The organism is Streptomyces viridochromogenes, assembly GCF_001270495.1.
GTDB classification, from domain to species: Bacteria; Actinomycetota; Actinomycetes; order Streptomycetales; family Streptomycetaceae; genus Streptomyces; species Streptomyces viridochromogenes_A.
Genome location: NZ_LGUR01000036.1, coordinates 190,494 through 213,910, shown reverse-complemented (window position 1 = coordinate 213,910; position 23,417 = coordinate 190,494). Strand labels below are relative to the sequence as shown.

Genomic DNA, 23,417 nt, shown 5'->3' with positions numbered 1-23,417 from the left:
TCAGGTCACCTCCTGGTCGCTGTGCGCTGGACCCACAGATTGATGAGGACGGCACCGAGGAGCATCACGCCGAGGAAGGCCTTGAACCAGTCGGGGTTCCAGCCGGCGTAGACGATGCCCTGCTGCACCATGCCGAACATGAACGCGCCGAAGACCGGGCCGATCGCGGAACCGGCGCCACCGGTCAGCAGACAGCCGCCGATCACCGCCGCGGCGATGTAGATGAGCTCCTGGCCCACACCCTCGCCGGACTGCACGGTGTTGAACGAGAACAGCTGGTGCATGCCGACGAACCAGGCGCCGAACCCGACCAGCATGAACAGCGAGATCTTCGTGAACGTCACCGGCACACCGACGGCCCGGGAGGACTCCTTGTTGCCGCCGACCGCGAAGATCCAGTTGCCGTACCTCGTGCGCAGCAGCACCCAGGTCGCCAGCGCCGCGAAGACCAGCCACCACACCACCGTGATCTTCACGTTGACGCCGCCGACCTCGAAGGACGAGGCGAAGAGCGCCTTGGCCTGGTCGAAGCCGTCCATGTCGCTGATGTCGTCCGTGGCGACATTGCCGGTGATCGCCTTGGTGACCGCCAGGTTCACGCCCTGGAGGATCAGGAAGGTGCCCAGGGTGACCAGGAAGCTGGGCAGACCGGTCTTGACCAGCAGCCAGCCGTTGAACAGGCCGATCGCGAGGGACACGATCAGGGCGACGATCACGCCGACCCAGACGTTCATGCTGAGCTGGTAGGCGGTCATGCTGGCCGTCAGCGCGGAAGTGATCACCGCGACACCGGCGGACAGGTCGAACTCGCCGCCGATCATCAGCAGCGCGACCGGCAGGGCCATGATCCCGATGGTCGACGACTGGTAGAGGATGTTCGCCATCGAGCTGCCGTCACGCACGGCCGGGGCCGTGATGAGGAAGAAGATCAGCACCGCGACGGCGCCGAGGAAGACGCCCACCTCGGGCCGGGCGAGGAGGCGCAGCGCCAGGGGGCGCTCCCTGGTCCGCCCGTCGGATGCCTTGCCGGGGCCGGGGGCCGGCGGTGTGGTCACCGCCGGCTCAGCCTGTTGGGTCATGTTCGTCACCGAGTGCCCTTCGCGGCGAACTTGTCGATCGTCTCGACATTCGTCTTGTCGACGAAGGCAGGTCCGGTCAGCACCGGTGCCTCGCCGCCGCCCATGTAGTTGCCGTTGTTCTTGTAGAGCCACAGGGAGTCGATCGCCAGGTAGCCCTGGAGGTAGGGCTGCTGGTCGACGGCGAACTCGATGTCGCCCTTGCTGATCGCTCCGGTCAGCTGCTTGTTCAGGTCGAAGGTCGCCACCTTCGCCTTGCTGCCCGCCTCGTCCACGGACTGAGCGGCCGTCAGCGCGAACGGGGCGCCGAGGGCGACGACGTAGTCGATGTCGCTGTCCGTCTTGAGCTTGGCGGTGATCGTGGACTTCACGGACGGCATGTCCGTGCCGTTGACGTTGAGGGTCTCGGTCGTGCCCTCGAACGTCTTCTTCACTCCGTCACAGCGCTGGGTGAGGCCGATGTTGCCCTGTTCCTGGATGACACAGACGGCCTTCTTCGCGCCCTCCTCGTTCAGTCGCTTGCCGAGCGCCTCGCCGGCCACGGTCTCGTCCTGGCCGAAGAACTCCATCAGGCCGAGCTTCTGCCAGTCGCTCACACCGGAGTTGAGGCCGACGACCGGGATGTTCGCCTTCTTCGCCTTGGCGACGACGTCCTTCAGGGCGTCCGGCTTGGCGAGGGTGATGGCGATGCCGTCGACCTTCTGGTCGATCGCGTTCTGCACCAGGTTGGCCTGGTTGCCCGCGTTCGGGTCGGCGGAGTAGACCAGCTTGATGTTGTCCTTGGCGGCGGCCGCCTCGGCGCCCTTGCGGACGATGTCCCAGAAGGTGTCACCGGGCGACTGGTGGGTCACCAGGGCGACGGTCATACGGGGAGTGTTGGCCTTGCCCGCGGAGGCGTCCTCCCCGCCCTCCTCGGCCTGCTTGCCGCCGGAGCTACTCGAGCATCCGGCGAGGGTCAGCGTGACCGCGGCAGCCAGGGCCACCATAGGGGCCAGCTTGCGGGGGCGGGGGGTATAGCGGTCCATCTTTCCAGCACCTCACTGTGCGACGGGGTGTGCGACGGGGGGAAAGGGATGATCACTGGATCCATGGCCCGGAGCCTTGGGAAGTCCGGGTCGTATGCCGTAGAACACTGCGGTTCGCTGGGACGGGATCCAATCCCTAGATGCGCCCGCTGTCAATACTTTGTTAAGACATCATTTCACACTCAGGTCCGAATGTAAGTACAAAGTATTGACAGCGTCGGCCTCCACGACCTAAACCTGGGAGGCGGCAGGCCCGCTGGGACCCGCACCCCCTGTCCAGCTCTAGGAGCGTCGCGCATGGCCGAGTCAGCCAAGTCCTTCGACTTGATCACGATGGGAAGGATAGGAGTCGATCTCTACCCCCTGCAGTCTGGGCTACCTCTGACGCAGGTGGAGACGTTCGGTAAATTCCTCGGCGGCTCGGCCGCGAACGTCGCCGTCGCCGCCGCCCGGCTCGGTCGTGCCACCGCCGTGATCACGCGCACCGGCGACGACCCGTTCGGCGCGTACCTGCACGAGGCCCTCAAGGACTTCGGCGTCGACGACCGCTGGGTGACGCCCGTCGCGGCGTACCCGACGCCGGTGACGTTCTGCGAGATCTTCCCGCCGGACGACTTCCCGCTGTACTTCTACCGGCAGCCTAAGGCCCCTGACCTGGAGATACACTCCGACGAACTGGACTACTGGGCCATCCGCTCGGCCCGCGTCTTCTGGATCACCGGCACCGGGCTGAGCGAGGAGCCGAGCCGCTCCGCCACCCTCGCCGCCCTCAAGGCGCGCGACAAGGCGGGCACCACGGTCTTCGACCTCGACTGGCGCCCCATGTTCTGGAAGGACCCCGAGCAGGCCCGCCCGTACTACACGGAGGCGCTGCGGCACGTCACCGTCGCGGTCGGCAACCTCGACGAGTGCGAGGTCGCCACCGGGGTCCGCGAGCCCCGCGCCTGCGCCGAGGCGCTGCTGGCGGCCGGCGTGGAGCTGGCGGTCGTCAAGCAGGGCCCCAAGGGCGTGCTGGCGGTGCACCGCGACGGAACGGAGGCCGAGGTGCCGCCGGTGCCGGTCGAGGTGGCCAACGGCCTCGGCGCGGGCGACGCCTTCGGCGGCTCGCTGGTCCACGGGCTGCTGTCCGGGTGGGAGCTGGAGAAGACCATGCGGTACGCCAACGCCGCCGGCGCCCTCGTCGCCTCCCGCCTGGCCTGCTCCTCCGCGATGCCCACCGAGTCCGAGGTCGAGGGCCTCATCGCCCAGGCGTCGTGACGGCCGGCAGAGCCACCCCTGAAAAAACGGAGCTTCCTTTGAGTATCAGCATTCCCGACCTCACCGCGGTCAGAGCCCGGCACCCCGAGGCGATCGCCGAGGCCGCGGCCCGCCGGGTGCGCCGCCCGCTGATCGGCGACAGCGGCCGCCTGATGATCGTGGCCGCCGACCACCCGGCCCGCGGCGCCCTGGGCGTCGGCGACCGGCGTCTGGCCATGGCCAACCGGGCCGAGCTGCTGGAACGCCTCTGCATCGCGCTGTCCCGGCCCGGCGTCGACGGGGTGCTGGCCACCGCCGACATCCTGGAGGACCTGCTGCTCCTCGGCGTCCTCGACGACAAGGTTGTCATGGGCTCCATGAACCGCGGGGGCCTGGCCGGGGCCTCGTTCGAGATGGACGACCGCTTCACGGGCCACCGCGCCGAGGACATGGCCCGGCTGCGCTTCGACGCGGGCAAGCTGCTGGTGCGCATCGACTACGAGGACGCCGGTTCGCTGACCACCCTGGAGACCACGGCCCGCGCCATCGACGACATGGCCGCGCGGCAACTCCCGCTGTTCGTCGAGCCGTTCATCTCCCGGCGGATCGACGGCCAGGTGCGCAACGACCTGTCCGCCGAGGCCGTCACCAAGTCGATCGCGATCGCGTCCGGACTCGGCGGCACCTCGGCCTACACCTGGCTGAAACTGCCCGTCACCCATGACCCCGACGACATGGCCGAAGTTCTTGAGACGTCCACGCTCCCCGTCGTCCTGCTGGGCGGTGAGGTCGGGGGCGACCAAGAGGGTGCGTACGAGCGCTGGCGCAAGGCGCTCCGGCTCCCCACCGTCCAGGGCCTGGTCGTCGGCCGCTCGCTGCTCTACCCGGCCGAGGGCAGCGTGGAGACGGCGGTGGACACGGCCGTCGGCCTGTTGTGACCGGATTGTGAGGCGGAGAGACACGATGACGTATCACCTTCCCGCGGGAAAGGCGCTCGGCGGCCCCTACGTCGTGGACGTCACGCCCGAGAAGGCCGGCTGGGGCTACTCCAGCCTGCGGATCCTGGAGCTGCCGCCCGGCGGCTCGCACAGCTTCGACACCGGCGACAGCGAGTGGATCGTCCTACCGCTGAACGGCGGCTGCACGGTCGAGAGCGCTGACGATTTCGGCCACGAGACGTTCCGGCTCACCGGCCGTGACAGCGTGTTCAGCGGCGTGAGCGACTTCGCCTACGTGCCGCGCGACGCCCGGACGACCGTCTCGTCCAGCGGCGGCGGACGGTTCGCCCTGACCGGCGCGCGGTGCGCCCGGCGGCTGCCCGCCCGGTACGGTCCGGCGTCGTCGGTGCCGGTGGAGCTGCGCGGCACGGGCAACTCCTCCCGCCAGGTGAACAACTTCGGCGCGGCCGGGGTCTTCGAGTGCGACAAGCTGATCGCGGTCGAGGTCATCACGCCGGGCGGCAACTGGTCGTCGTTCCCGCCGCACAAGCACGACGAGCACCGGCCCGGCGAGGAGTCGGTGCTGGAGGAGATCTACTACTTCGAGTTCGCCGACCACGAGGACACTCCCGGCCTCGGCTACCAGCGCGTCTCCCCGTCCGGGCACGGCCGGGGCACCGACGTCCTGGCGGAGGTGCGCGGCGGCGACGTCGTACTCATCCCCGACGGCTGGCACGGGCCCTCCATGGCCGTGCCCGGCCACCACATGTACTACCTCAACGTCATGGCGGGCCCCGAGGCCGAGCGCGCCTGGCTGATCTGCGACCACCCCGACCACGCCTGGATCCGCGGCACCTGGCCGGACCAGCCCGTCGACCCCCGTCTGCCCCTCTACACCGCTCCGTCCCAGTGAGGTCCTCGATGAGCTCATCCACCGTCCGTCTGACCGTCGCCCAGGCGCTGGTGCGGTTCCTGTCCGTCCAGTACACCGAGCGCGACGGCGTGCGGCACCGGCTGGTCGCCGGCACCTGGGGCATCTTCGGCCACGGCAACGTCGCCGGCCTCGGGCAGGCCCTCCTCCAGGCGGGCGAGGACGCCATGCCGTACCACCAGGGCCGCAACGAGCAGTCCATGGTGCACGCGGCCGTCGGCTACGCCCGTCAGCTCAACCGGCTCTCCGCGCAGGCGGTGACGACGTCGATCGGTCCGGGCGCCACCAATCTGGTCACCGGGGCGGCCCTGGCGACGATCAACCGCCTGCCCGTCCTCCTCCTCCCCGGCGACTACTTCGCCTCGCACGCCCCCGACCCGCTGCTCCAGCAGCTGGAGCACCCGACCGAGGCGGACGTGTCGGTCAACGACACCCTGCGCCCGGTCTCGCGCTACTTCGACCGGATCACCCGCCCCGAGGCCCTGATCCCGTCCGCGCTGAACGCCATGCGCGTGCTCGCCGACCCGGCCGAGACCGGCGCGGTCACGCTGGCCCTCCCCCAGGACGTGCAGGCGGAGGCGTACGACTGGCCGGAGGAGTTCTTCGCCGAGCGCGTCTGGTACGTACGGCGTCCCGCGCCCGACCCGGTCGAGCTGACCGCGGCCGTCGAGGCGATCCGGGCCGCCGAGCGTCCGCTGATCGTCGCGGGCGGCGGCGTCCACCACAGCGAGGCCGAGGCGGCGCTGAAGGCCTTCGTCGAGGCCACCGGCATCCCGGTCTCCTCCACCCAGGCCGGCAAGGGCTCGCTGCGGTACGACCACCCCGCCGATCTCGGCGGCATCGGCCACACCGGCACCTCGGTCAGCGACGACCTCGCCCGCGCGGCCGACCTGGTGATCGGCGTGGGCACGAGATACACCGACTTCACCACCGCCTCCGGCACGCTCTTCCAGAACCCGGACGTGCGCTTCCTGAACCTCAACATCACCGGCTTCGACGCGCACAAGCTGGCCGCGCGCACGCTGGTCTGCGACGCCAGGGCAGGGCTCACGGCCCTGACGGAGGCGCTCTCCGGCCACCGCGTGGACGCGGCGTACGAGGCCGAGTACCGCGCCGGCAAGGAGCGTTGGGACGCCGTGGTCGAGGCCGCCTACCGTGCGGACGACGAGAGCGCCGTGCCGACGCAGACCCAGGTGCTGGGCGCCCTGGACGCGGTCGTCGGCGACGACGACGTGGTGATCAACGCGGCCGGTTCGCTCCCGGGCGACCTGCACAAGCTGTGGCGGTCCCGCTCGCCGCGCCAGTACCACCTGGAGTACGGCTATTCCTGCATGGGCTACGAGATCCCGGCCGGGATCGGCATCCAGCAGGCCGCCCCGGACACGGCCGTGTGGTCGCTGGTCGGCGACGGCACGTACCTGATGATGCCGACGGAGATCGTCACCGCGGTCCAGGAGGGTCTGCCGGTCAACATCGTCCTGATCCAGAACCACGGCTACGCCTCCATCGGCGGGCTGTCGGCCGAGATCGGCGCCGAGCGCTTCGGCACCGACTACCGCTACCGGGCCGCCGACGGCACCTTCACCGGCGCCCCGCTCCCGGTCGACCTCGCCGCCAACGCGGCCAGCCTCGGCATGGACGTCCTGCGCGCCAAGACGGTCCGCGAGCTGCGCGAGGCGCTGGCCACGGCCCGTGCCTCGGACCGGCCGACCTGCGTATACGTCGAGACCGACATCAAGAACCCGACCTCACCGGGTGCCGAGGCCTGGTGGGACGTGCCCGTGGCCGAGGTCGCCTCCCGCGAGGCCGCCGTCGAAGCCCGCGAACGGTACGACCGGAACGTCGCCGGACGCCGTCACCACCTCTGATCGCCGTCACCACCTCTGAACTCCCCGCACCCGACCCGCACTTCGCCCCGCCCTCGAAAGGCCCATTCGCACCATGAAGACCATCACCCACTGGATCGACGGCAAGCCCGTGGAGGGCGGCTCCGGCCGCTTCTCCCCCGTCTACAACCCGGCCACCGGCGCCCAGGAGAAGCAGGTCGCCTTCGCGACCGTCGACGAGGTGGACGCCGCCGTCGCCTCCGCCAAGGCCGCGTTCGAGAGCTGGGGGGAGTCCTCCCTGGCCAAGCGCACGGCGATCCTGTTCAAGTACCGGGAACTGCTGGACGCGCACCGCGACGAGATCGCCGAGCTGATCACCGCCGAGCACGGCAAGGTGCACTCCGACGCGCTGGGCGAGGTGGCGCGCGGCATGGAGATCGTGGAGCTGGCCTGCGGGATCTCCGTGCAGCTGAAGGGCGAGCTGTCGACGCAGGTGTCGACCCGGGTGGACGTGGCCTCGATCCGGCAGCCGCTCGGTGTGGTCGCCGGCATCACGCCGTTCAACTTCCCGGCCATGGTGCCGATGTGGATGTTCCCGCTGGCCATCGCGTGCGGCAACACCTTCGTGCTGAAGCCGAGCGAGAAGGACCCGTCGGCGTCGTACCGGCTGGCCGAGCTGGCCTCCGCGGCCGGGCTGCCGGACGGTGTGCTGAACGTCGTCCAGGGCGACAAGGTGGCCGTGGACCGGCTGCTTGAGCACCCCGACATCGAGGCGGTCTCCTTCGTCGGCTCGACCCCGATCGCGAAGTACATCCAGCTCAAGGCAGTTGAGCACGGCAAGCGCGTGCAGGCCCTGGGCGGCGCCAAGAACCACATGCTGGTCCTGCCCGACGCCGACCTGGACTTCGCCGCCGACCAGGCGATCAACGCCGCGTACGGCTCGGCGGGCGAGCGCTGCATGGCCGTGTCGGTCGTGGTCGCGGTCGGTGACACGGGCGACGAGCTGGTCGGCAAGATCGCGGAGCGGGCCAAGGCCCTGCGCATCGGTCCCGGCAACGACCCGGCCTCCGAGATGGGCCCGCTGATCACGCGCGAGCACCGCGACAAGGTCGCCTCGTACGTGGCGAGCGCCGCCGAGCAGGGCGCCGAGGTCGTCGTGGACGGCACCGGTTACAGCGTCGAGGGCCACGAGGACGGCTTCTTCCTCGGTGTCTCGCTGCTGGACCGGGTGCCGCTGACGGCGGACGCCTACCGGGACGAGATCTTCGGCCCGGTGCTGGCCGTGGTCCGCGCGGAGACGTACGACGAGGCCATCAAGCTCATCAACGACTCCCGCTGGGGCAACGGCACCGCGATCTTCACCCGGGACGGCGGCGCCGCCCGCCGCTTCCAGCTGGAGGTCAAGGCGGGCATGGTCGGCGTGAACGTCCCGATCCCGGTGCCGGTGGGCTACCACTCCTTCGGCGGCTGGAAGGACTCGCTCTTCGGCGATCTGCACGTCTACGGCAACGACGGCATCGCCTTCTACACGCAGGGCAAGGTGATCACCACGCGCTGGCCCGACCCGTCCGACGGTGGCATCAACCTCGGGTTCCCCAGCAACTCCTGACACCTGACAGGGAGGTCGTCCCATGGCGAAGACCCGCGGCTCGACACGGGCCGTGCCCGGCTCCGCACTGGACTCGGTGGACTTCGCCCTGGACCGGGGCAGTCCCGTGCCGCTGTACTACCAGCTCGCCCAGCAGCTGGAGGCGGCGATCGAGCACGGGGTCCTCGCTCCGGGCAACCTCCTGGGCAACGAGGTCGACCTGTCGGTGCGGCTGGGCCTGTCCCGGCCCACCGTCCGGCAGGCCATCCAGTCACTCGTCGACAAGGGGCTGCTGGTCCGGCGGCGCGGGGTGGGCACCCAGGTGGTGCACAGCCAGGTGAAGCGCCCGCTGGAGCTCAGCAGCCTCTACGACGACCTGGAGGCGGCCGGGCAGGGCCCGACCACGGAGGTCGTCCGCAACGAGCGCGTTCCGGCGGCCGCCGATGTCGCGGCCGCGCTCGGCATCGCGGAGGGCAGCGAGGTCACGCTGCTGGAGCGGCTGCGCAGCACGCATGGCCAGCCCGTGGCCATCCTCTGCAACTACCTGCCCGCGGGCCTGCTCGATCTCGACACGGCCCGGCTGGAGTCGACGGGCCTGTACCGGATGATGCGCGCGGTCGGCATCACCCTGCACAGCGCCCGCCAGACCGTCGGCGCCCGCAGCGCCACCGCCGAGGAGGCCGAGCGGCTCGACGAGAAGGAGGGCACGGCGCTGCTGACCATGCAGCGCACGGCGTACGACGACACGGGCCGGCCGGTCGAGTACGGGACGCACATCTACCGCGCGTCCCGGTACGCGTTCGACTTCCAGCTGCTGGTCAGGCCTTGAGGCTCGCGGTGAAGAACGTGACCGGCCGCTCCAGGCGCTCCCCGTCCACGGTGATCCCCACCGCTTCGTTGTAGAAGGCCAAGAGCCCCTGGACGGGGGCCACCGCGGCCAGCGGCTCGGCATAGCTCCAGACGATGTTGTGCGGGACCTCGCCCTCGCCACGCCAGTTCCAGTACTGGGCCGTGCCCTTGTAGGGGCACCCGGTGCGGTGGTCGGTGGGCTCGAACAGGTCGAGCCGGACGTCCTCGCGGGGCATGTAGTAGCGGGTCGGCAGCCCGGTCTCGAACAGCAGCACCGGACGGTGCGTGTCCGCCACGACCGTGCCCTCGATCTCGACCTGTACATGGCGGCTGCTTCGCATGGCGTCCACCCGTTTGTGCGGGTCGCGGGGGTGGATGAAGATCTCTTCCTCCTCCTCGTACCAGTGGTCGAGGCCGGTTCCCCAACGCCGGAACCACTCGAAGGAGATGTGCCCGGCGAGGTCGGCGACGGGGAAGGTCCACGCCGCGTTCTCCAGCAGTGCTCCGTCGGCTTCGAGGTCGTAGAAGATCTGCGACCCGGTGTGCTTGCCCGGTGACGGGCTCTTGGCCGGGCGGAGGAGGTCCGTACGGACCTCGTCGCGTGGGAACGTGTAGCACGGCACGGGCAGATCGGGTTCCCAGACCAGCACGGGGTGCCGGCTGTCGACGACGGTGACGTCACCCTTGCGGCCGCGCACCCAGCGCTCGCTGGGCTCCCACAGGAGGCCTTCGGGGGTCGTACGGACGTTCCGCTCGTTGGGGAACAGAGGCATGGCCACTCTCCTTCGGCTCCTCTTCGGAGGGTACTCCGGGAGCATTCGGTCGGCCGGGTCGTCAGTGGGCCGCGTCGAGCCGGGCCCGCTGGTCCGCGGTCAGCTCCAGGTCCACGGCGGCCAGGCTCTCCTCCAGCTGGGCCACCGACGACGCACCGACCAGCGGAATGATCGGCAGTTCGGCGCCGATCTGCCAGGCCAGGACGACCTGGTTGACGGTGGCACCCGTCTCCTGGGCGACCTCGCGCAGCACCCTGAGGCGGGCCGGGGTTCCCGGGTGGTCGAAGTCGCCGGGCAGCTCGACGTCCGGGCGGGTGTAGGCACCCTTCAGCAGCGGCGAGTAGGCGACCAGGGTCAGCCCCGGCTCGGCGCGCAGATAGCTCAGCAGGTCGGGGCCGGCGTGGCCGAGGCTGCCGTCGGGGAACAGGCCCTCGGGTACGTCGAGGCGGGGCCGCAGGTGGCTGTGGGCGTACTGGAGCACCTCGTAGCCGGGCAGTCCGGCGGTGGCGGCGAGGGTGCGGGCCCGCTCGACCCGCCAGATCGCGTGGTTGCTGACGCCGAGGAGGCCGACCGTGCCCTCGTTCACCAGTTCGGCGAACCCCTCGACGGTCTCCTGGAGGGGGACCCGCCGGTCCTCGATGTGGGCGTAGAGCAGGTCCAGCTTCGCCACGCCGAGCCGGTCGCGGCTGCGCTCGGCGGACTCGCGGATCACCTTCGCGGACAGGCCCTCGGCGTTGTCGACGTAGCCGGTGCCGGGGGCCAGGGGGCGGGCGCCGAGCTTGGTGGCGATGACGATCTCGTCGCCGATGCCGCGGCTTCGGCGCCAGCGGCCGAGCAGTTCCTCGCTCTGTCCGCCCTGGCCGCCGTCGGTCCAGAAGGCGTAGTTGTCGGACGTGTCGACGAAGGTTCCACCGGCCTCGACATAGCGGTCGAGTACGGCGAAGGAGGTCGCCTCGTCGGTCCGTGAGCCGAACAGCATCGCGCCGAGCGCGAGGACGCTGACCTCGCGGCGGGTGTTCGGGGCGGTCCCGATGGTGCGGTACTTCATGAGTGGGTCTCCTCCCGTTCGCGCGCCCGGATGTGGGGCACGAACGGGAGTCTTCATCTTCAAGCGCACTTCAAGTCAAGGGCGTGGGCGCCCGGTTGGCTTCACTTGGCGAACGGGCCCTCCAGCGCCGCCCATTGCAGCAGCATGATCGTCTTGGCGTCGGCGATCTCCCCGGTACGGATCATCTCCAGGGCCCGGCGGAAGGGCAGTTCGACGATCTCGATGTCCTCGCCCTCCTCGTCCAGGCCGCCGCCCTCGTGGGTGCGGGTCGCGGGGCCGTAGGCGGCGGCGTAGAAGCTGACGCGTTCGGTGACCGAGCCCGGGCTCATATAGACGTCGAAGACGTGCCGGACGTCCCCGATGGTGTGCCCGGTCTCCTCCACCACCTCGCGCCGCACCGCGATCTCCGGGTGCTCGTCATCGTCGTCGAGCAGCCCGCCGGGCGTCTCGACGAGCATGCCGTCGGGGTGGCCGTTGACGTACACCGGGAAGCGGAACTGGCGGGTGAGCAGGACGGTTTCGCGTTCGGCGTCGTACAGCAGCATGGTGGCCCCGTTGCCGCGGTCGTGCGTCTCGCGCTGCTGGGTGCTCCAGGTGCCGTCGGCGTGCTGGAAGTCGAAGGTCGTCGCGCGCTCGACGTACCAGTGGCTGGACAGCAGCCGCACGTCCCGCACCTTGACCCGCGGATTGCCCGTCAGGTCCCGGCCGGCCTGGTCGAGTCCGGTGCGGCCACGGCGGTCGGGGGTGTCGATGCCGGCGGTCATCGGGCACCGGCCGGATGGATGAGCGAGTTGGTCATGACCCCGCTTCTACCATCCTTCAGTCCTCGATGTCGGCCTGCGTCTCCTCCACGTACTCGTACAGGAAGGAATCGTAGAACTCCGCGTCCGGAGACGGAACGATCTCGACCAGGTTCCACCGGGCCCGCATCTCCGCAGCCGAAGCCGCTACCGGCGTCGTCTCGAGATCGCTCCCCTGCCCATCCGGCTGACCTCTTCCGGTAAAGCAGAGAACCACGTTGCGGGGATGCCGCCGGACCGAATCCTCGATCCTTTCCAGAACCGCCAGGGAGACGTCTACCGAAAAGGGCTCGTAGAAATAGAAGAGCCCCGCGTCGTCCGGAATGTCGAATTTCGTGGCATCGGCATGCACCACTTCAATCCGGTCGCAGCCGTCGCGGGTTCCCGAAGCCTTCTCCACATTACTCCGGGCAATGTCGCAGAGAGCCTTCGATGCCTCCACTCCGACAATCCGGCGAAAGGGAAGCTCAGCCGCCAGCAACAGGACTCGGCCTTTCCCGCAACCGACGTCGACGAACGTCACTTCCTCATGCCGGACGTCGCACTTGCCGAGGGCATTACGCACGGTACGGACCGGTGTTGGCGAATACCTGGCGTTTCGCCCTACCCACATTTGGTCCGCGTCAGGAAGCTCCCACAGTTCGACCGATTCCGTGGTGTCCACATCATGAACCGAGTCAAACGGCGTTTGCTGCTCGATTCGACCGAGTCGCTCATCAAATTCCTGGCGGTACTCCATCGCACGCAACAGCCTTGCCCGAGGATCGTTGTCCGACACCCCGTCACCCCTTCTCGATCAGAATTTCCTGTCGTCGAGCATTGCCGCAAGATCGGACAACACCGGACTGTTTGTAACATCGAGCAACGACACTCGCTTTTCGAGCTTGACGACGAGCCGGATCGCCGAGAGCGAGCTGCCCCCTATTTCAAAGAAGTCATCGTTGCGACCTACACTCGAAGGCGACAGATCGAGCAGTTCCTCCCAGAGGGCGGCCAGCATCTGCTCGGATTCCGTCTGTGGAGTGGCGAGCGTAGAATTTTCCGCTACAGATTCGGACGAGTTAGCCATAGCCGCCTTCCGTCACCTTCATGATGTCGACGCCCTGCTCAACCGGCCAATTCGGCGGCCCGCTCCCGCAGCGCGATCCGGTCGACTTTCCGGTTGGAATTCAGCGGGAAATTTGCCAAGTGTACGTATCGGCGGGGCAGAACGCTGTCCGGCAGTACGGCGCGCACACCATCGGCCAACACCGTCTCCGGCACTTCGTCGCCGGTGTAGAACACAACCAGCTCCGTTCCGTGCAGCGCGGTCCTGGTGACGGTGACCGCGCCGCGCACTCCGTCGCACTCGCGCACCACGTGGTCGACTTCCGCCAGCTCCACGCGCCACCCGTGCACCTTCACCTGCGAGTCCAGGCGGCCGACATAGGCGAGTTCGCCGTCCGGATGCGCGCGCACCCGGTCGCCCGTGCGGTACCAGCGCCGGCCGTCCAGATCGACGAACCGGCCTTCCTCGTCAGCCGGGTCGAGGTACCCGGACGCCATCTGCGGACCAGTGACCCACAGTTCACCCTCCACCGATGACCGTCGCCCCTGCTCGGTCACCAGGCGGAAGTCGTGGGCCTCATGCACCTTCCCGATCGGCACGGTTCCGTTGACGCCGCGCCCTTCCGACTCCTCGCCCGACCAGCGATGCCAGGAGATGGTGATCGTGAGCTCGGTCGGTCCGTAAAGGTTCTCCACCTTTGATCCCGGTGCGGCAGCTTGCCAGTCCGCGGCATCCCGACAACGCAGCGCCTCACCCGCGAAGAACGACCACCGCAGGCAGTCGAGCGCGCCCTTTTCCAGCCCGCCCATCTCCCGGGCCATCCAGATACCGCTCGGTGTGGAGTACCACACGGTAATCCCGTGCTCGGCGAGGAATGCGGGCAGATCCCGATACGCCGACGGTGGTACCGCCTGCACCGTCGCGCCCGCGCCCCATGCGGCGAACACGACGTGTATGCCGCAGTCGAAGTTCAGATCGAAGGTCTGGGAGATCACGTCGTCCGGCCCGAAGTCGCACCGCCTGTCCAGCAGATCGAAATAGTGCGTGAAGCTTCCGTGCGATATCGGAACCCCCTTCGGGACCCCGGTCGAACCCGACGTGAAGAGAATGTACGCCTGGTCCGAAGGCGCCACTTGAACCGGTGCCAAAATATCCGTACGCGAAGTCACGGGAATGGTCGGAAAGCTGTCGCCGAAACCGCCGGTGTCGAGGACGCGAACGGCCGTTTCCTGATCGGTGATCTCCGGAAGGACCGCCAGACCGCGGTCGTCGACGATCAGTGTGTCCACCCCGGCCAGCTTGATCATCCAGCGGGTGAGGGCGGCGGGAAAGTTCGGCAGCAGCGGAACCACGGTGGCGCCCGCGTACAGCACCGCCAGCAGACCTACGTAGGATGTCGTGCTCTTGCCGCCCGCCAGGACTCCGACCGCGCGGGGAGTCCCGTCCGCCATGAGCGACCCCGCCCAGCGCAGGGCCGTGTTGTGCGCCTCTCGATAGGTGACGACGTCCGAGCCGATCCGCACGGCGGGGCGGTCCGGGGAGACCTCCAGTCCGCGCAGGAATCGCTCGACCAATGTGAGAGACATAAGCCTTGCGAACCCCCGGCCCTCGGCTGCGAAATTATTCTTCGGCGTGACGGCTGATTTCCTATTTCCGAACCAATAGATTACCGAGCGGCGCATCGAACTGTACTGACATCCGTCAGGTGCGTCTGTCCCCTGTATTTCGACCCCAGCACTGACGGTTTCAGCTCGCCTCGCGCACCACGTCCGCCACTATCGCCACCGCGGCGGAGACGTCTGCCGCGCTGAGACCGCGATGCGTGACGGCCCTGATCCGGCCGTGACCGAATTCGCCCATCACCAGCCCGCGCTGCTTGATGGCGTGCAGGAAGCGGTCGTCATCCAGCCCGTTCGCCGTGACCCGGAACAGGACGATGTTCGTGGTGACCGAGCCCGGGTCGACGTCGATCCCGTCCACCTCCGCCAGGCCCGCCGCCAGCTGAGCCGCGCGCTGATGGTCCTCGGCCAGCCGGTCGATCATGGAGGTCAGCGCAACCAGCCCGGCCGCCGCGAAGACACCGGCCTGCCGCATTCCGCCACCGAGCATCTTGCGGATGCGCCGGGCCTTCTCGATGAAGTCGGCCTCCCCCGCCAGGATCGAGCCGATGGGTGCCGACAGGCCCTTGGACAGGCAGAACTGGATCGAGTCGGCGTGGGCGGCGATCTGCTCCGCAGGCACGCCCGTGGCCACGGCGGCGTTGAAGATCCTGGCGCCGTCCATGTGCACCGGGATGCCGTGCCCGGTGGCGAAGCGCCTGAGCTCGGCCAGATACGCCTGGCTCAGCACCCGGCCGCCCATCCGGTTGTGGGTGTTCTCCACACAGATGAGCCCCGGAAGGGCGAACTGGGGGTCGTCCGGGTCGGGCGGAAAGGCCGCGGCCAGGTCGTCCAGCGCGAGAGTACCGTCAGGCCGGGTGGGTATCGGCTCGTAGACGACGCCGCCGCAGACACTCGCCCCGCCGGCCTCGTACAGGTAGATGTCGCTCTCGTTGCCGACGAGCACCTTCCCGCCCCGTGGCACATGCACCAGGAGGGCAGCGAGGTTCGCCATCGTTCCACTGGGCATCAGACACGCGGCCGGCTTGCCGACGCTCTTCGCGGCGAGCTCCTCCAGCCGGTTGGCCGTCGGGTCCTCGCCGTACACGTCGTCCCCGAGCACCGCCTGGGTCATCGCCGACACCATCTGCTCGGTGGGCAGCGTGAAGGTGTCGCTTCTCATTTCGATCATGTCAGCCATGTCAGCTCGCCCTCGCTCAGTCGTTGGTCAACCGGACGGTGATGCGGCCCAGCGCTGAATCGAGCGACTGGTCGAGCTGCGCGACCGAGTCGCCCGAGGCGATGACGTAACCGATCCGGTCATAGGCATCGGTGGCCGGGCGTACCGGGTCGCCCGGCCTACGCGCGATCCGGACTTCGGCGACACCGGCCGACAGCCGGGCCGACTCGACGCCGTCCAGGCTCGCCAGCCGCCCCTCCGCGGAGCTCGTGATGAACGCGACCCCGGTCGGGGTCAGTGCTCCCCGCGGCAGCTCGACGGCCATCCCGGCCGCCGCGCGCAGCTGCTGGGTCAGCAGGTCGGGTCCGCCGGCCAGCCTGATCAGCTCGGGAATCATGCCACCCGCGAGCCGGGCGTTGATCTCGATGATCGTCGGCCCCGCCGCGGTCAGGCGCAGCTCGGTGTGGCAGGCGCCGTGTCGCAGCCCGATCGCCTTGATGGCCGCCCGTACCACCTGCTCGATCTCGCGGTACTCGGCCTCCTCCAGAGGCGCCGGGAAAGCGTGCCGCAGCTCGACGAACGAGGGAGGGGGCGACACCGACTTCCGGGTGATGCCCACCAGATGGAGCGCGCCGTCGGCGAAGATCGTCTCCACGCTGAACTCCGGTCCCTGGACGAGCTCCTCGACGAGCACCTCCGGCGGGACGGCCTGCTCACGCACGTTGTGCGTGATCGCGAGCAGCTTCGCGGCGTGCTCCTGGGCCTGCTCGACGGAGGTGCACAGCAGCACTCCCGTCGACGCCGAGTCCGAGGCCGGCTTGACCACGCACGGCAGGCCCGCGGCCGCGACCGCCTCGGGCACGTCGGCCGCCCGCGTCACGGATGTCGAGACCGGCTGGGGCAGTCCCGCGTCCGCCAGCAACCGGCGGGTGGCCGACTTGCGGCGGCACGCGCCCACTGCCGCGGGCGGGTTGCCGGGCAGACCGAGCGATTCGGCCAGCGAAGCGGCCGCCTCCAGGTAGAACTCGCTGGTGGTCGTGGCGCCGGCCACCTCGTCGGGGGCGAAGTGGGCACGCAGGGCGGCCGCCGGCCCGTCCGCGCTGTTGGTGTCGCAGCGGATGATCTCGCAGTCGGCTTCGCCGATGCCGGGATACCGGCCGGGCCGATTGGTGAGCAGCACAGGTGCCAGGCCGAGGTCCCTGGCGCGCGCGAACGCGAGCATCCCGGTGCCCGTGGTGTTCGACTCGACGAACACCAGGCGCTTGCGCGGCGTGGACGGCACCTCGGCCCGTGCCCAGCCGCTGACCTCGGTGCCGTAGCGCACGTGCAACGGCTCGGTCCGCAGGGGGAGTTCGGCAAGGCCGGCCTGCTGCCAGTAGGTGTCGTCGTAGATCGAGTCCACGTATCGGTCGCCCCGGTCCGGGAAGATGCCGACGACGCGGGTGCCGGGTGCGACGGTGGCGGCCAGGTGCTTCAGCACCTGGTAGACCGATCCCGAGGAGTTCCCGGCGAAGATGCCTTCGTCGCGGGCGAGATCGCGGGTCGCGGCGAAGGCCTCCCGGTCGTTCAGCCAGTGGATCTCGTCGATGTGCGCGTAGTCCAGGTTGCCCGGGATCAGGCTGTTGCCGATTCCGCTCTGCTTACGTCCCGGCTGGTCCGGCTGGCCGAAGAGGACACTGCCGACGGCGTCGACGCCGACCACCCGCAGCGGAGCGGACCTGCCCGCGGCCTTCAGCGCCCGGCGCAGGGCGCGGGCGGTGCCGCACAGCGATCCGCCGCTGCCGACCGCGCCGACGAGCACGTCGATCCCGCCCAGGTCCGCGACCAGTTCCTCGGCCAGTGCGGCGTAGGCGAGCGGGTTCTGCGGGTTGGAGTACTGCCGCGGCCAGAACGCCCCCGGGAACTCCTCCCGCAGGCTGGCCAACCGTTCCAGCCGGGCACTCTGCCAGCCGTTCGAGGTCATTCCCTCGACCACGTGCACCGAGCAGCCGAGTGCCGTCAGCTTCGCCAGCGTGATCGCGTCGATGCGGGGGTCCGTCACGATGTGCACCGGATGACCGAGCGCGTGGCCCGCCAGGGCGAGCCCCAGTGCCATGGTGCCCGAGGAGCTCTCGATGATCGGCGCGCCGGGGGCCAGCACCCCGTTCTCGCGGGCCTCGCGAATGACCTGGCGGGCGACCCGGTCCTTCATCGCGAACAGATTCTGGAGTTCGAGCTTGGCCACCACCGTCACGTCCGCGGGCGCCGCCCGCAGCCGCACGACGGGCGTGTGCCCGATCGCGTCGACAAGGTCATTGAAGATCATTGCTTGTTCCGATTCCTGTCCGCTCGAAACCCAAGGTCTGGTAGCAGAGCACCCGTTCGCGGTGCACGAGCTGACCACACCGGTTGATGGCCACGGCCAGTCGGCTCCGAAAGCCCGGGACGTCATGCGGGAGCAGCAGCCCGATCGTCGACCCGCTGTGCGCGGTGACCACACCGACCCCGCCGATCTCGGCGCTGAGGGCGGTCATCGCGTTCAGCGTCCGCTTGCGGCACAGGCGCTGGTTGAGGTGGGCGCTACGGGTCGCCACCCGGCCGATCGCGGCCGCGTCACCGGCCCGTACCGCCCTCTGGACCTCGTCCAGCAGCCGGGCGTACTCGTCCCGCTCCGCCGCCGTGAAGTTCTTGGGGATCCTGTTGAACGCGACGGTGTCCACGGTGCCGCCCTCGTCGATGCCCACGATGGTCATCGGCGGCAGGACGCCGCATCGGGCCAGCAGGGCGACATTGCGGTGCTCGAACGCCACGACTCCCGGATACATGACGCCGTCCGTCGGCTCGATCTGCCGCAGCAGGTTCTCGATGCCCTGCGGCGGCAGGTCGACGCCGACCGCGCTCGCCACCGCCCGTGCCGTCGCCACGAGATCGGCCGAGGAACTCGCCAGGCCCTTCCCCTCCGGGAGCGAGCCGCTGAGCCTCAGCGATCCGCCGCCGCCGGAGTGCCGGGCCAGCACGGCCTCGGCGACCCTGCGGGCCTTCGTCTTCGTGGCCGGGAACACCTCGACGCTGTCGTGCGCGCTGTCGTACTCGAACGTCGCGGTGGCCCACCTGGCGATGGGCAGGGTGACCAGGAAGTCGGGCCCGTCGTCGGGCAGCGCGCCCTGCAACAACTCCCCGAAGGTGCCGAAGGCGGAGCTGACGGCGACGGCCCGAGCGGGAGACCCGTGGTCCTTGGCCAGTGGCTGGATGAGCTGCCGGCTCGTCATACGACTCCCCCGGGCGTGGGCCGCAGGGCGGCGTCGGTGGCCGCGATCGCGTCCCGCACCGTGGCCCCGCGTGCGTTCCACTCCGCCGTCAGCGCGTCGAGTCGCTTGCGCTGCTCGGCCAGCAGCGCCACCACGGAGTCGGGGCTGGCCGAGCCGGCGGACACCTTCGCGCGCAGCTGCGCGTCCACGTCCACGGAGTTCGTCAGGTAGGAGGCGGGGTCGTCCAGCGGATGGCCCGCCTCGCGAGCCGCCGAGCCCAGTGCCGCCGGGTTGCTGAGCCCGGCGCGGCCGTCGCCCTCGGCCAGCACGGCGGTGACGTATCGGCCTGCGATGACCTGAGCGGTCCGCCACGGTACGCCGGCCCGCAGGGTCAGCTCGTTGGCCAGGCTGAAGCCGCCGAAGTGGTCCTCTTCGCAGGCCGCGCGCATCCGGCCGGTGCGCCACTGGAGCCTGTCGACGACCAGGGTGAATCCGGTCAGCACCGCGCGGATCGCGTCGAACATCGTGCTCGCGTGCAGGCCCGCCTCCTTGGAGACCTCCACCATGTTGCTGTACGGCGTGTTCCGCTGGCCGGTGGCGAAGTCGACGTAGAAGGCGGTCAGGTGGCCGGTGCGACCGCGCAGGCGCTCCAGCAGGGGGTAGTTCTTCTTCTGGGGCATGGCCGCGGAGATGCCGGCCAGCTCGTCCGGCAGCTCGACCAACCCGTAGGCGCTCGACGACCACGCCATGAGGTCGGTCAGGAAGCGGCTGAATCCCACGCCCGCGGAGGCGATGTCGGCGGCGACGTCGAGCAGCCACTCCCGCGAGGCGACCGCGGCCAGTGCGTGCGGGACGGGGCCGGCGCAGCCGATCGCCTGCGCCAACCAGTCGCGGTCCCAGGCCAGTTCCTGGCCGGCCATGGGACCGGCACCGAGCTGCGAGAAGTTGATGCGGTCGTAGGTGCCGAGCAGCCTGGACGAGGCGCGCAGCGCATGTTCCACCACGGCGCTGAGATAGAAGCCCGGAGTGATGATCTGCGCCGACTGGAGGTGCGTGTACCCGGGCATGGGAGAGGTGACGTCTTGGGCCGCCCGCTCGTGCGCGACCTCTGCCAGCTCACCGAGCATGGCCGCGATCTCGCTCACCTGCTCACGTCCGTACAGCAGTTGGGCGCATGCCTGCAGGTCGTTGCGGCTCCGGTCGACGTGCCAGGCCGGCACGGGCTCCGGGAGGGCCTTGGCGACACGGGTCTCCATCGCCAGCGCGATGTCGGAGAGAGCCGCGCCGGCACCGGCGGTCAGCTCCTGCGGGGTCAGTCCGTCGAGCGCCGCCGCGAGCTGTTCCACCTGGCGGGCCGACAGGACGCCGAGCCGGTGGTACTCGCGCAGGAGCGCCTTCTCGATCAGTACGTACCAGGGCAGCAGGTGGGCGACCTCGTGCCGGAACTGCGGCTCGAGGAACTCCTGCCTGATGAAATCGTCGGGCGCTGCCGCAAGCCGACCGGTCAGCCTCAACGGGTGCCGCCTTCCTCGGTGGCCGCGATGGTCGCGGAGACCAGATCCGCCGCCGCGGCGGGGTGGCTGCGGACGAGGTAGCGACCCGCGTCCTCGAACCGGGTGATCCGCGCCGCGGGGAGCACGGCCGCGCAGCGTGCCGCCACATCGCTCTCGCCCGGTGCTCGTGGGATCGTGATGATGGTCGCGGGCAGGTCGAGGGTCCCGGCCAAAGCAGCCAGATAGCGTTCCGCCTCGCCGAGATCATGCAGGTAGGCGCGCTCGATCAGCTCGCCGCGGGTCGACCGCCACTGGTCGACGTCGGTGAGCGCGCCGGCATCGCGCAGCCAGGCGCCCACGTCGGCCGAGTCGGGGTCTGCCGGTTCGCGGCCGGTGGGTTCCCGCTGTTCGGCCGCGGCCAGGAACAGGTGTCGGGGAGGCGTTCCGGCGGCTTGCAGCGATCGGCCGGTCTCCAGCGCGAGCGCCACGCCGGCGCCATGGCCCCAGAGCGCCACGGGGATCTCGATCCGGTCGAGGATCTCCTGACTCAGCCGGCCGGCGATCCGGTCGAGGCCGACCAACTCGTCGTCCGGCCGGGCGACGTCATGGCCGGGCAGCTCCACCGCGTACACCGCCACGTCCGACGCGGCCAACGCCCGTGCCATGGCCTCGAAGTTGAGCGCGTTGCCCGCCTCGTACGGCACGCACACCAGGGCCACGGTCGCGTGGTCCGGCACCGAGAGTGCCTGGAGCAGCGGGGAATCACCTCCGTCGGCCCCGTCGGCCGCCGCGGCCAGGTCGGCCAGCACCGGGTGCGCCATGAGGTCCACGAGCGAGATGAGTCCGCCGAGCTGCACGACGAGCCGCACTCCCGCCAGCGAGCCGCCGCCGTGTGCGAAGAAGTCGTCGTTGCGGCCGACCTCGTCGAGCGGCAGGCCCAGTACCTCCGCCCACGCGGTGGCGATCCGCCGTTCGGTGGCGGTCTGCGGCGGCGTCAGGCTGTTGCCGCTCGCGCTGTTGGTCTCGAGATCCGCCAGTGCGCGCTTGTCGACCTTGGCGTTGTCGGTGAGCGGGAGTTCGGGCAGCCAGCGCAGCGTACGCGGGACCAGCTGGAGCGGCAGCAGCTCGGCCAGCAGGTCGCGGACGGCCGGAATCGGCGACGCGGCGGTGTAGAAGCCCGCCAGGCGTTTGCTCGCGCCGTCCGGCATCACGATCACACACGCAGACCGGACCCCCGGCACCCGCAGGAGCTGGGCCTCGACCTCGCCGACCTCGACCCGGACCCCGCTGATCTTCACCTGCTCGTCCCGCCGGCCGACGAACCGGAGCCGTCCGTCGGGCAGCCAGTGCCCGTAGTCCCCGGTGCGGTAGCGCCGCAGGCCGGGCCGGACCGGATCCTCGCCGAACGCCTCCGCCGTGCGCTCCGGGTCGTTGATGTAGCCCCGGCCGACGCAGACACCGGAGAACGTGATCTCCCCGATCGTGTCGTCCCGCACCGGGAGGCCGTCCGCGCCGATGACGTCGACGAGGACGTTCGCGATGGGCACACCCACGGTGACCTGGTCGCCGTCCGCCATGGTGCGGATGACCTCGTGCGTGGTGTCGTCCGACGCCTCGGTGGCGCCGTAGGCGTTGACCACGGGCACCCCGGGGCACTGCTTGAACCAACGGGTGAGCACCTGCTGGCTCACTGCCTCGCCGGTGACGCCGAGCATCCGCAGTGAGTCGGGCGCCCGGTCCCCCCGCTCCAGCCTGGTGACGATCACGTCCAGGTAGCTCGGGACGAGTTGCAGGACGCCGACGTTCTCCGCGGCCAGCAGCCGGAGGAGCGCGGGGACGTCGAGCATCAGTTCCGGATCGATGATCACGGTGCTGCCGCCGACGATGAGCGGCGCGATCGCCTGCCACAGCGATATGTCGAAGCACTGGGACGCGGTCTGCGCGACGACCGTGCCCGGTTCGAGCCCGAACGTGTCCACCTTCGCCAGCAGGTGGTTGAGCATGCCGGCGTGCTCGCAGGCGGCTCCCTTCGGCGCGCCCGTGGAGCCGGAGGTGAAGTAGATGTAGGCGAGCGCCTGGTCCGGGACGCGGCCGGGCCGTGCTTCGACGGCCGCCGCCGGCGTCAAGGGAAGCGCGTGGACGGCCGCCGCCTCGATGGGGCGGGCCGACACCTCGTCCTCGACCAGCGCCAGTTGGCTCCCGCTGCGGCGCAGCAGGCCGGCAATGCGCTCGTCGGGGTACGCCGGGTCGATCGGCAGATAGACCCCGCCCGCCTTGAAGATGCCGAGAATCGCGGCCAGCCAGTCGAGCGAGCGCTGGCTGATGACCGCCACGACGCCCTCGGGGCGGAGTCCGGCCGCCAGGAGTGCCCCGGCCACCCGGTCCGCGGCGGCGTCGAGTTCCGCATAGGTCCAGCGCGTGCCGCGGTGCACGGCGGCGGTGGCCGACGGCGCGTTGCGCGCGCACTCCTCGAAGAGCTCGTGAGCACGGCGATCGGGGAGTGGCCGCACCGGCCCGACTCCGCGTGACTGCTGACCGCGGGCTGCCTCGACCTGCTCCGTCACAGTGCCAGCCTTTCCGGCCGAACGTAGTGGCGGCCTGGATTCCAGAACGTAACTAACCCGAATAATGAAACGTGTTGTGGAGCGTGATGGGAGACCGGCGTGACGAGCCGCCGGACTTCGGAGGTGCCCGATGTCGGGTCGACCGTTTCACAGGCCGCGTAGTCGATCGGAATCGGTGCGCCTGCGCGGCGGGCACCGTGCCGCTTGAATCAGTTCG

19 protein-coding genes are annotated in these 23,417 nt (G+C 69.8%); 6 read left to right on the top strand and 13 right to left on the bottom strand.

Features of this window, described 5'->3' with window-relative positions; genetic code table 11:
• Positions 1-5 precede the first annotated feature (5 nt).
• Both ADK36_RS06935 and ADK36_RS06930 read right to left on the bottom strand, forming a co-directional pair.
• Positions 6-1,079 carry an ABC transporter permease gene (locus tag ADK36_RS06935; RefSeq protein WP_053196778.1) on the bottom strand — a complete coding sequence of 358 codons (1,074 nt, stop codon included), beginning with the start codon at positions 1,077-1,079 and terminating at the stop codon, positions 6-8.
• Positions 1,080-1,084: 5 nt separating this feature from the next.
• A complete protein-coding gene (locus ADK36_RS06930) occupies positions 1,085-2,101 on the bottom strand; it encodes a sugar ABC transporter substrate-binding protein (RefSeq protein WP_048579992.1) in 1,017 nt (338 codons plus the stop codon).
• Positions 2,102-2,398: 297 nt separating this feature from the next.
• Between ADK36_RS06930 and iolC the strand changes: the two genes are divergently transcribed.
• The 6 genes from iolC to ADK36_RS06900 all read left to right on the top strand — a co-directional run bounded on the left by iolC (position 2,399) and on the right by ADK36_RS06900 (position 9,449).
• Positions 2,399-3,358 carry a 5-dehydro-2-deoxygluconokinase gene (gene iolC, locus ADK36_RS06925; protein WP_048579991.1) on the top strand — a complete coding sequence of 320 codons (960 nt, stop codon included), beginning with the start codon at positions 2,399-2,401 and terminating at the stop codon, positions 3,356-3,358.
• A gap of 38 nt (positions 3,359-3,396) precedes the next feature.
• Complete coding sequence (locus ADK36_RS06920) at positions 3,397-4,275, top strand: Cgl0159 family (beta/alpha)8-fold protein (protein WP_048579990.1); 879 nt, start codon at positions 3,397-3,399, stop codon at positions 4,273-4,275.
• A 25-nt stretch (positions 4,276-4,300) separates the two neighbouring features.
• Entirely contained in the window at positions 4,301-5,188 is an 888-nt protein-coding gene (gene iolB, locus ADK36_RS06915) for a 5-deoxy-glucuronate isomerase (RefSeq protein WP_048579989.1), read from the top strand.
• An 8-nt stretch (positions 5,189-5,196) separates the two neighbouring features.
• Positions 5,197-7,074, top strand: coding sequence for a 3D-(3,5/4)-trihydroxycyclohexane-1,2-dione acylhydrolase (decyclizing) (iolD, locus tag ADK36_RS06910; RefSeq protein WP_048579988.1), 1,878 nt, complete (start codon positions 5,197-5,199; stop codon positions 7,072-7,074).
• 73 nt (positions 7,075-7,147) lie between these two features.
• A complete protein-coding gene (locus ADK36_RS06905; protein WP_048579987.1) occupies positions 7,148-8,641 on the top strand; it encodes a CoA-acylating methylmalonate-semialdehyde dehydrogenase in 1,494 nt (497 codons plus the stop codon).
• Positions 8,642-8,663: 22 nt separating this feature from the next.
• Positions 8,664-9,449: a GntR family transcriptional regulator gene (locus tag ADK36_RS06900; protein ID WP_048579986.1), complete on the top strand. Its 786-nt coding sequence runs from the start codon at positions 8,664-8,666 to the stop codon at positions 9,447-9,449.
• On the opposite strand, the gene ADK36_RS06895 is transcribed toward ADK36_RS06900, so the two are convergent.
• The 11 genes from ADK36_RS06895 to ADK36_RS06845 form a co-directional block, all read right to left on the bottom strand.
• The gene (locus ADK36_RS06895) at positions 9,439-10,242 is read right to left on the bottom strand and encodes a DUF427 domain-containing protein (protein ID WP_048579985.1); all 804 of its coding nucleotides are present in this window, start codon (positions 10,240-10,242) and stop codon (positions 9,439-9,441) included. The two genes, ADK36_RS06900 and ADK36_RS06895, sit on opposite strands and share 11 nt — an antisense overlap.
• Positions 10,243-10,303: 61 nt before the next feature.
• Positions 10,304-11,290 carry an aldo/keto reductase gene (locus ADK36_RS06890; protein WP_048579984.1) on the bottom strand — a complete coding sequence of 329 codons (987 nt, stop codon included), beginning with the start codon at positions 11,288-11,290 and terminating at the stop codon, positions 10,304-10,306.
• Between the two features lie 101 nt (positions 11,291-11,391).
• Positions 11,392-12,054, bottom strand: coding sequence for an NUDIX domain-containing protein (locus tag ADK36_RS06885; protein ID WP_048579983.1), 663 nt, complete (start codon positions 12,052-12,054; stop codon positions 11,392-11,394).
• Between the two features lie 55 nt (positions 12,055-12,109).
• On the bottom strand, positions 12,110-12,868 hold the full coding sequence (locus ADK36_RS06880; protein WP_234329696.1) for a class I SAM-dependent methyltransferase: 759 nt from the start codon (positions 12,866-12,868) through the stop codon (positions 12,110-12,112).
• A gap of 18 nt (positions 12,869-12,886) precedes the next feature.
• Positions 12,887-13,159, bottom strand: coding sequence for a phosphopantetheine-binding protein (locus ADK36_RS06875; RefSeq protein WP_078916064.1), 273 nt, complete (start codon positions 13,157-13,159; stop codon positions 12,887-12,889).
• Positions 13,160-13,197: 38 nt separating this feature from the next.
• Entirely contained in the window at positions 13,198-14,724 is a 1,527-nt protein-coding gene (locus ADK36_RS06870; protein WP_053196746.1) for an AMP-binding protein, read from the bottom strand.
• A gap of 160 nt (positions 14,725-14,884) precedes the next feature.
• On the bottom strand, positions 14,885-15,928 hold the full coding sequence (gene ltaE, locus ADK36_RS06865) for a low-specificity L-threonine aldolase (RefSeq protein ID WP_078916075.1): 1,044 nt from the start codon (positions 15,926-15,928) through the stop codon (positions 14,885-14,887).
• Between the two features lie 25 nt (positions 15,929-15,953).
• Positions 15,954-18,221, bottom strand: a complete 2,268-nt coding sequence (locus ADK36_RS06860) for a pyridoxal-phosphate dependent enzyme (RefSeq protein WP_048579978.1) — start codon at positions 18,219-18,221, stop codon at positions 15,954-15,956.
• Entirely contained in the window at positions 18,208-19,164 is a 957-nt protein-coding gene (locus ADK36_RS06855; protein ID WP_053196744.1) for a kinase, read from the bottom strand. The genes ADK36_RS06860 and ADK36_RS06855 overlap by 14 nt, the downstream gene beginning before the upstream one ends.
• The gene (locus tag ADK36_RS06850; RefSeq protein WP_053196742.1) at positions 19,161-20,657 is read right to left on the bottom strand and encodes an argininosuccinate lyase; all 1,497 of its coding nucleotides are present in this window, start codon (positions 20,655-20,657) and stop codon (positions 19,161-19,163) included. Before ADK36_RS06850 ends, ADK36_RS06855 begins: the two co-directional genes overlap by 4 nt.
• Positions 20,654-23,200, bottom strand: a complete 2,547-nt coding sequence (locus tag ADK36_RS06845; RefSeq protein ID WP_053196740.1) for an amino acid adenylation domain-containing protein — start codon at positions 23,198-23,200, stop codon at positions 20,654-20,656. Before ADK36_RS06845 ends, ADK36_RS06850 begins: the two co-directional genes overlap by 4 nt.
• Positions 23,201-23,417 lie beyond the last annotated feature (217 nt).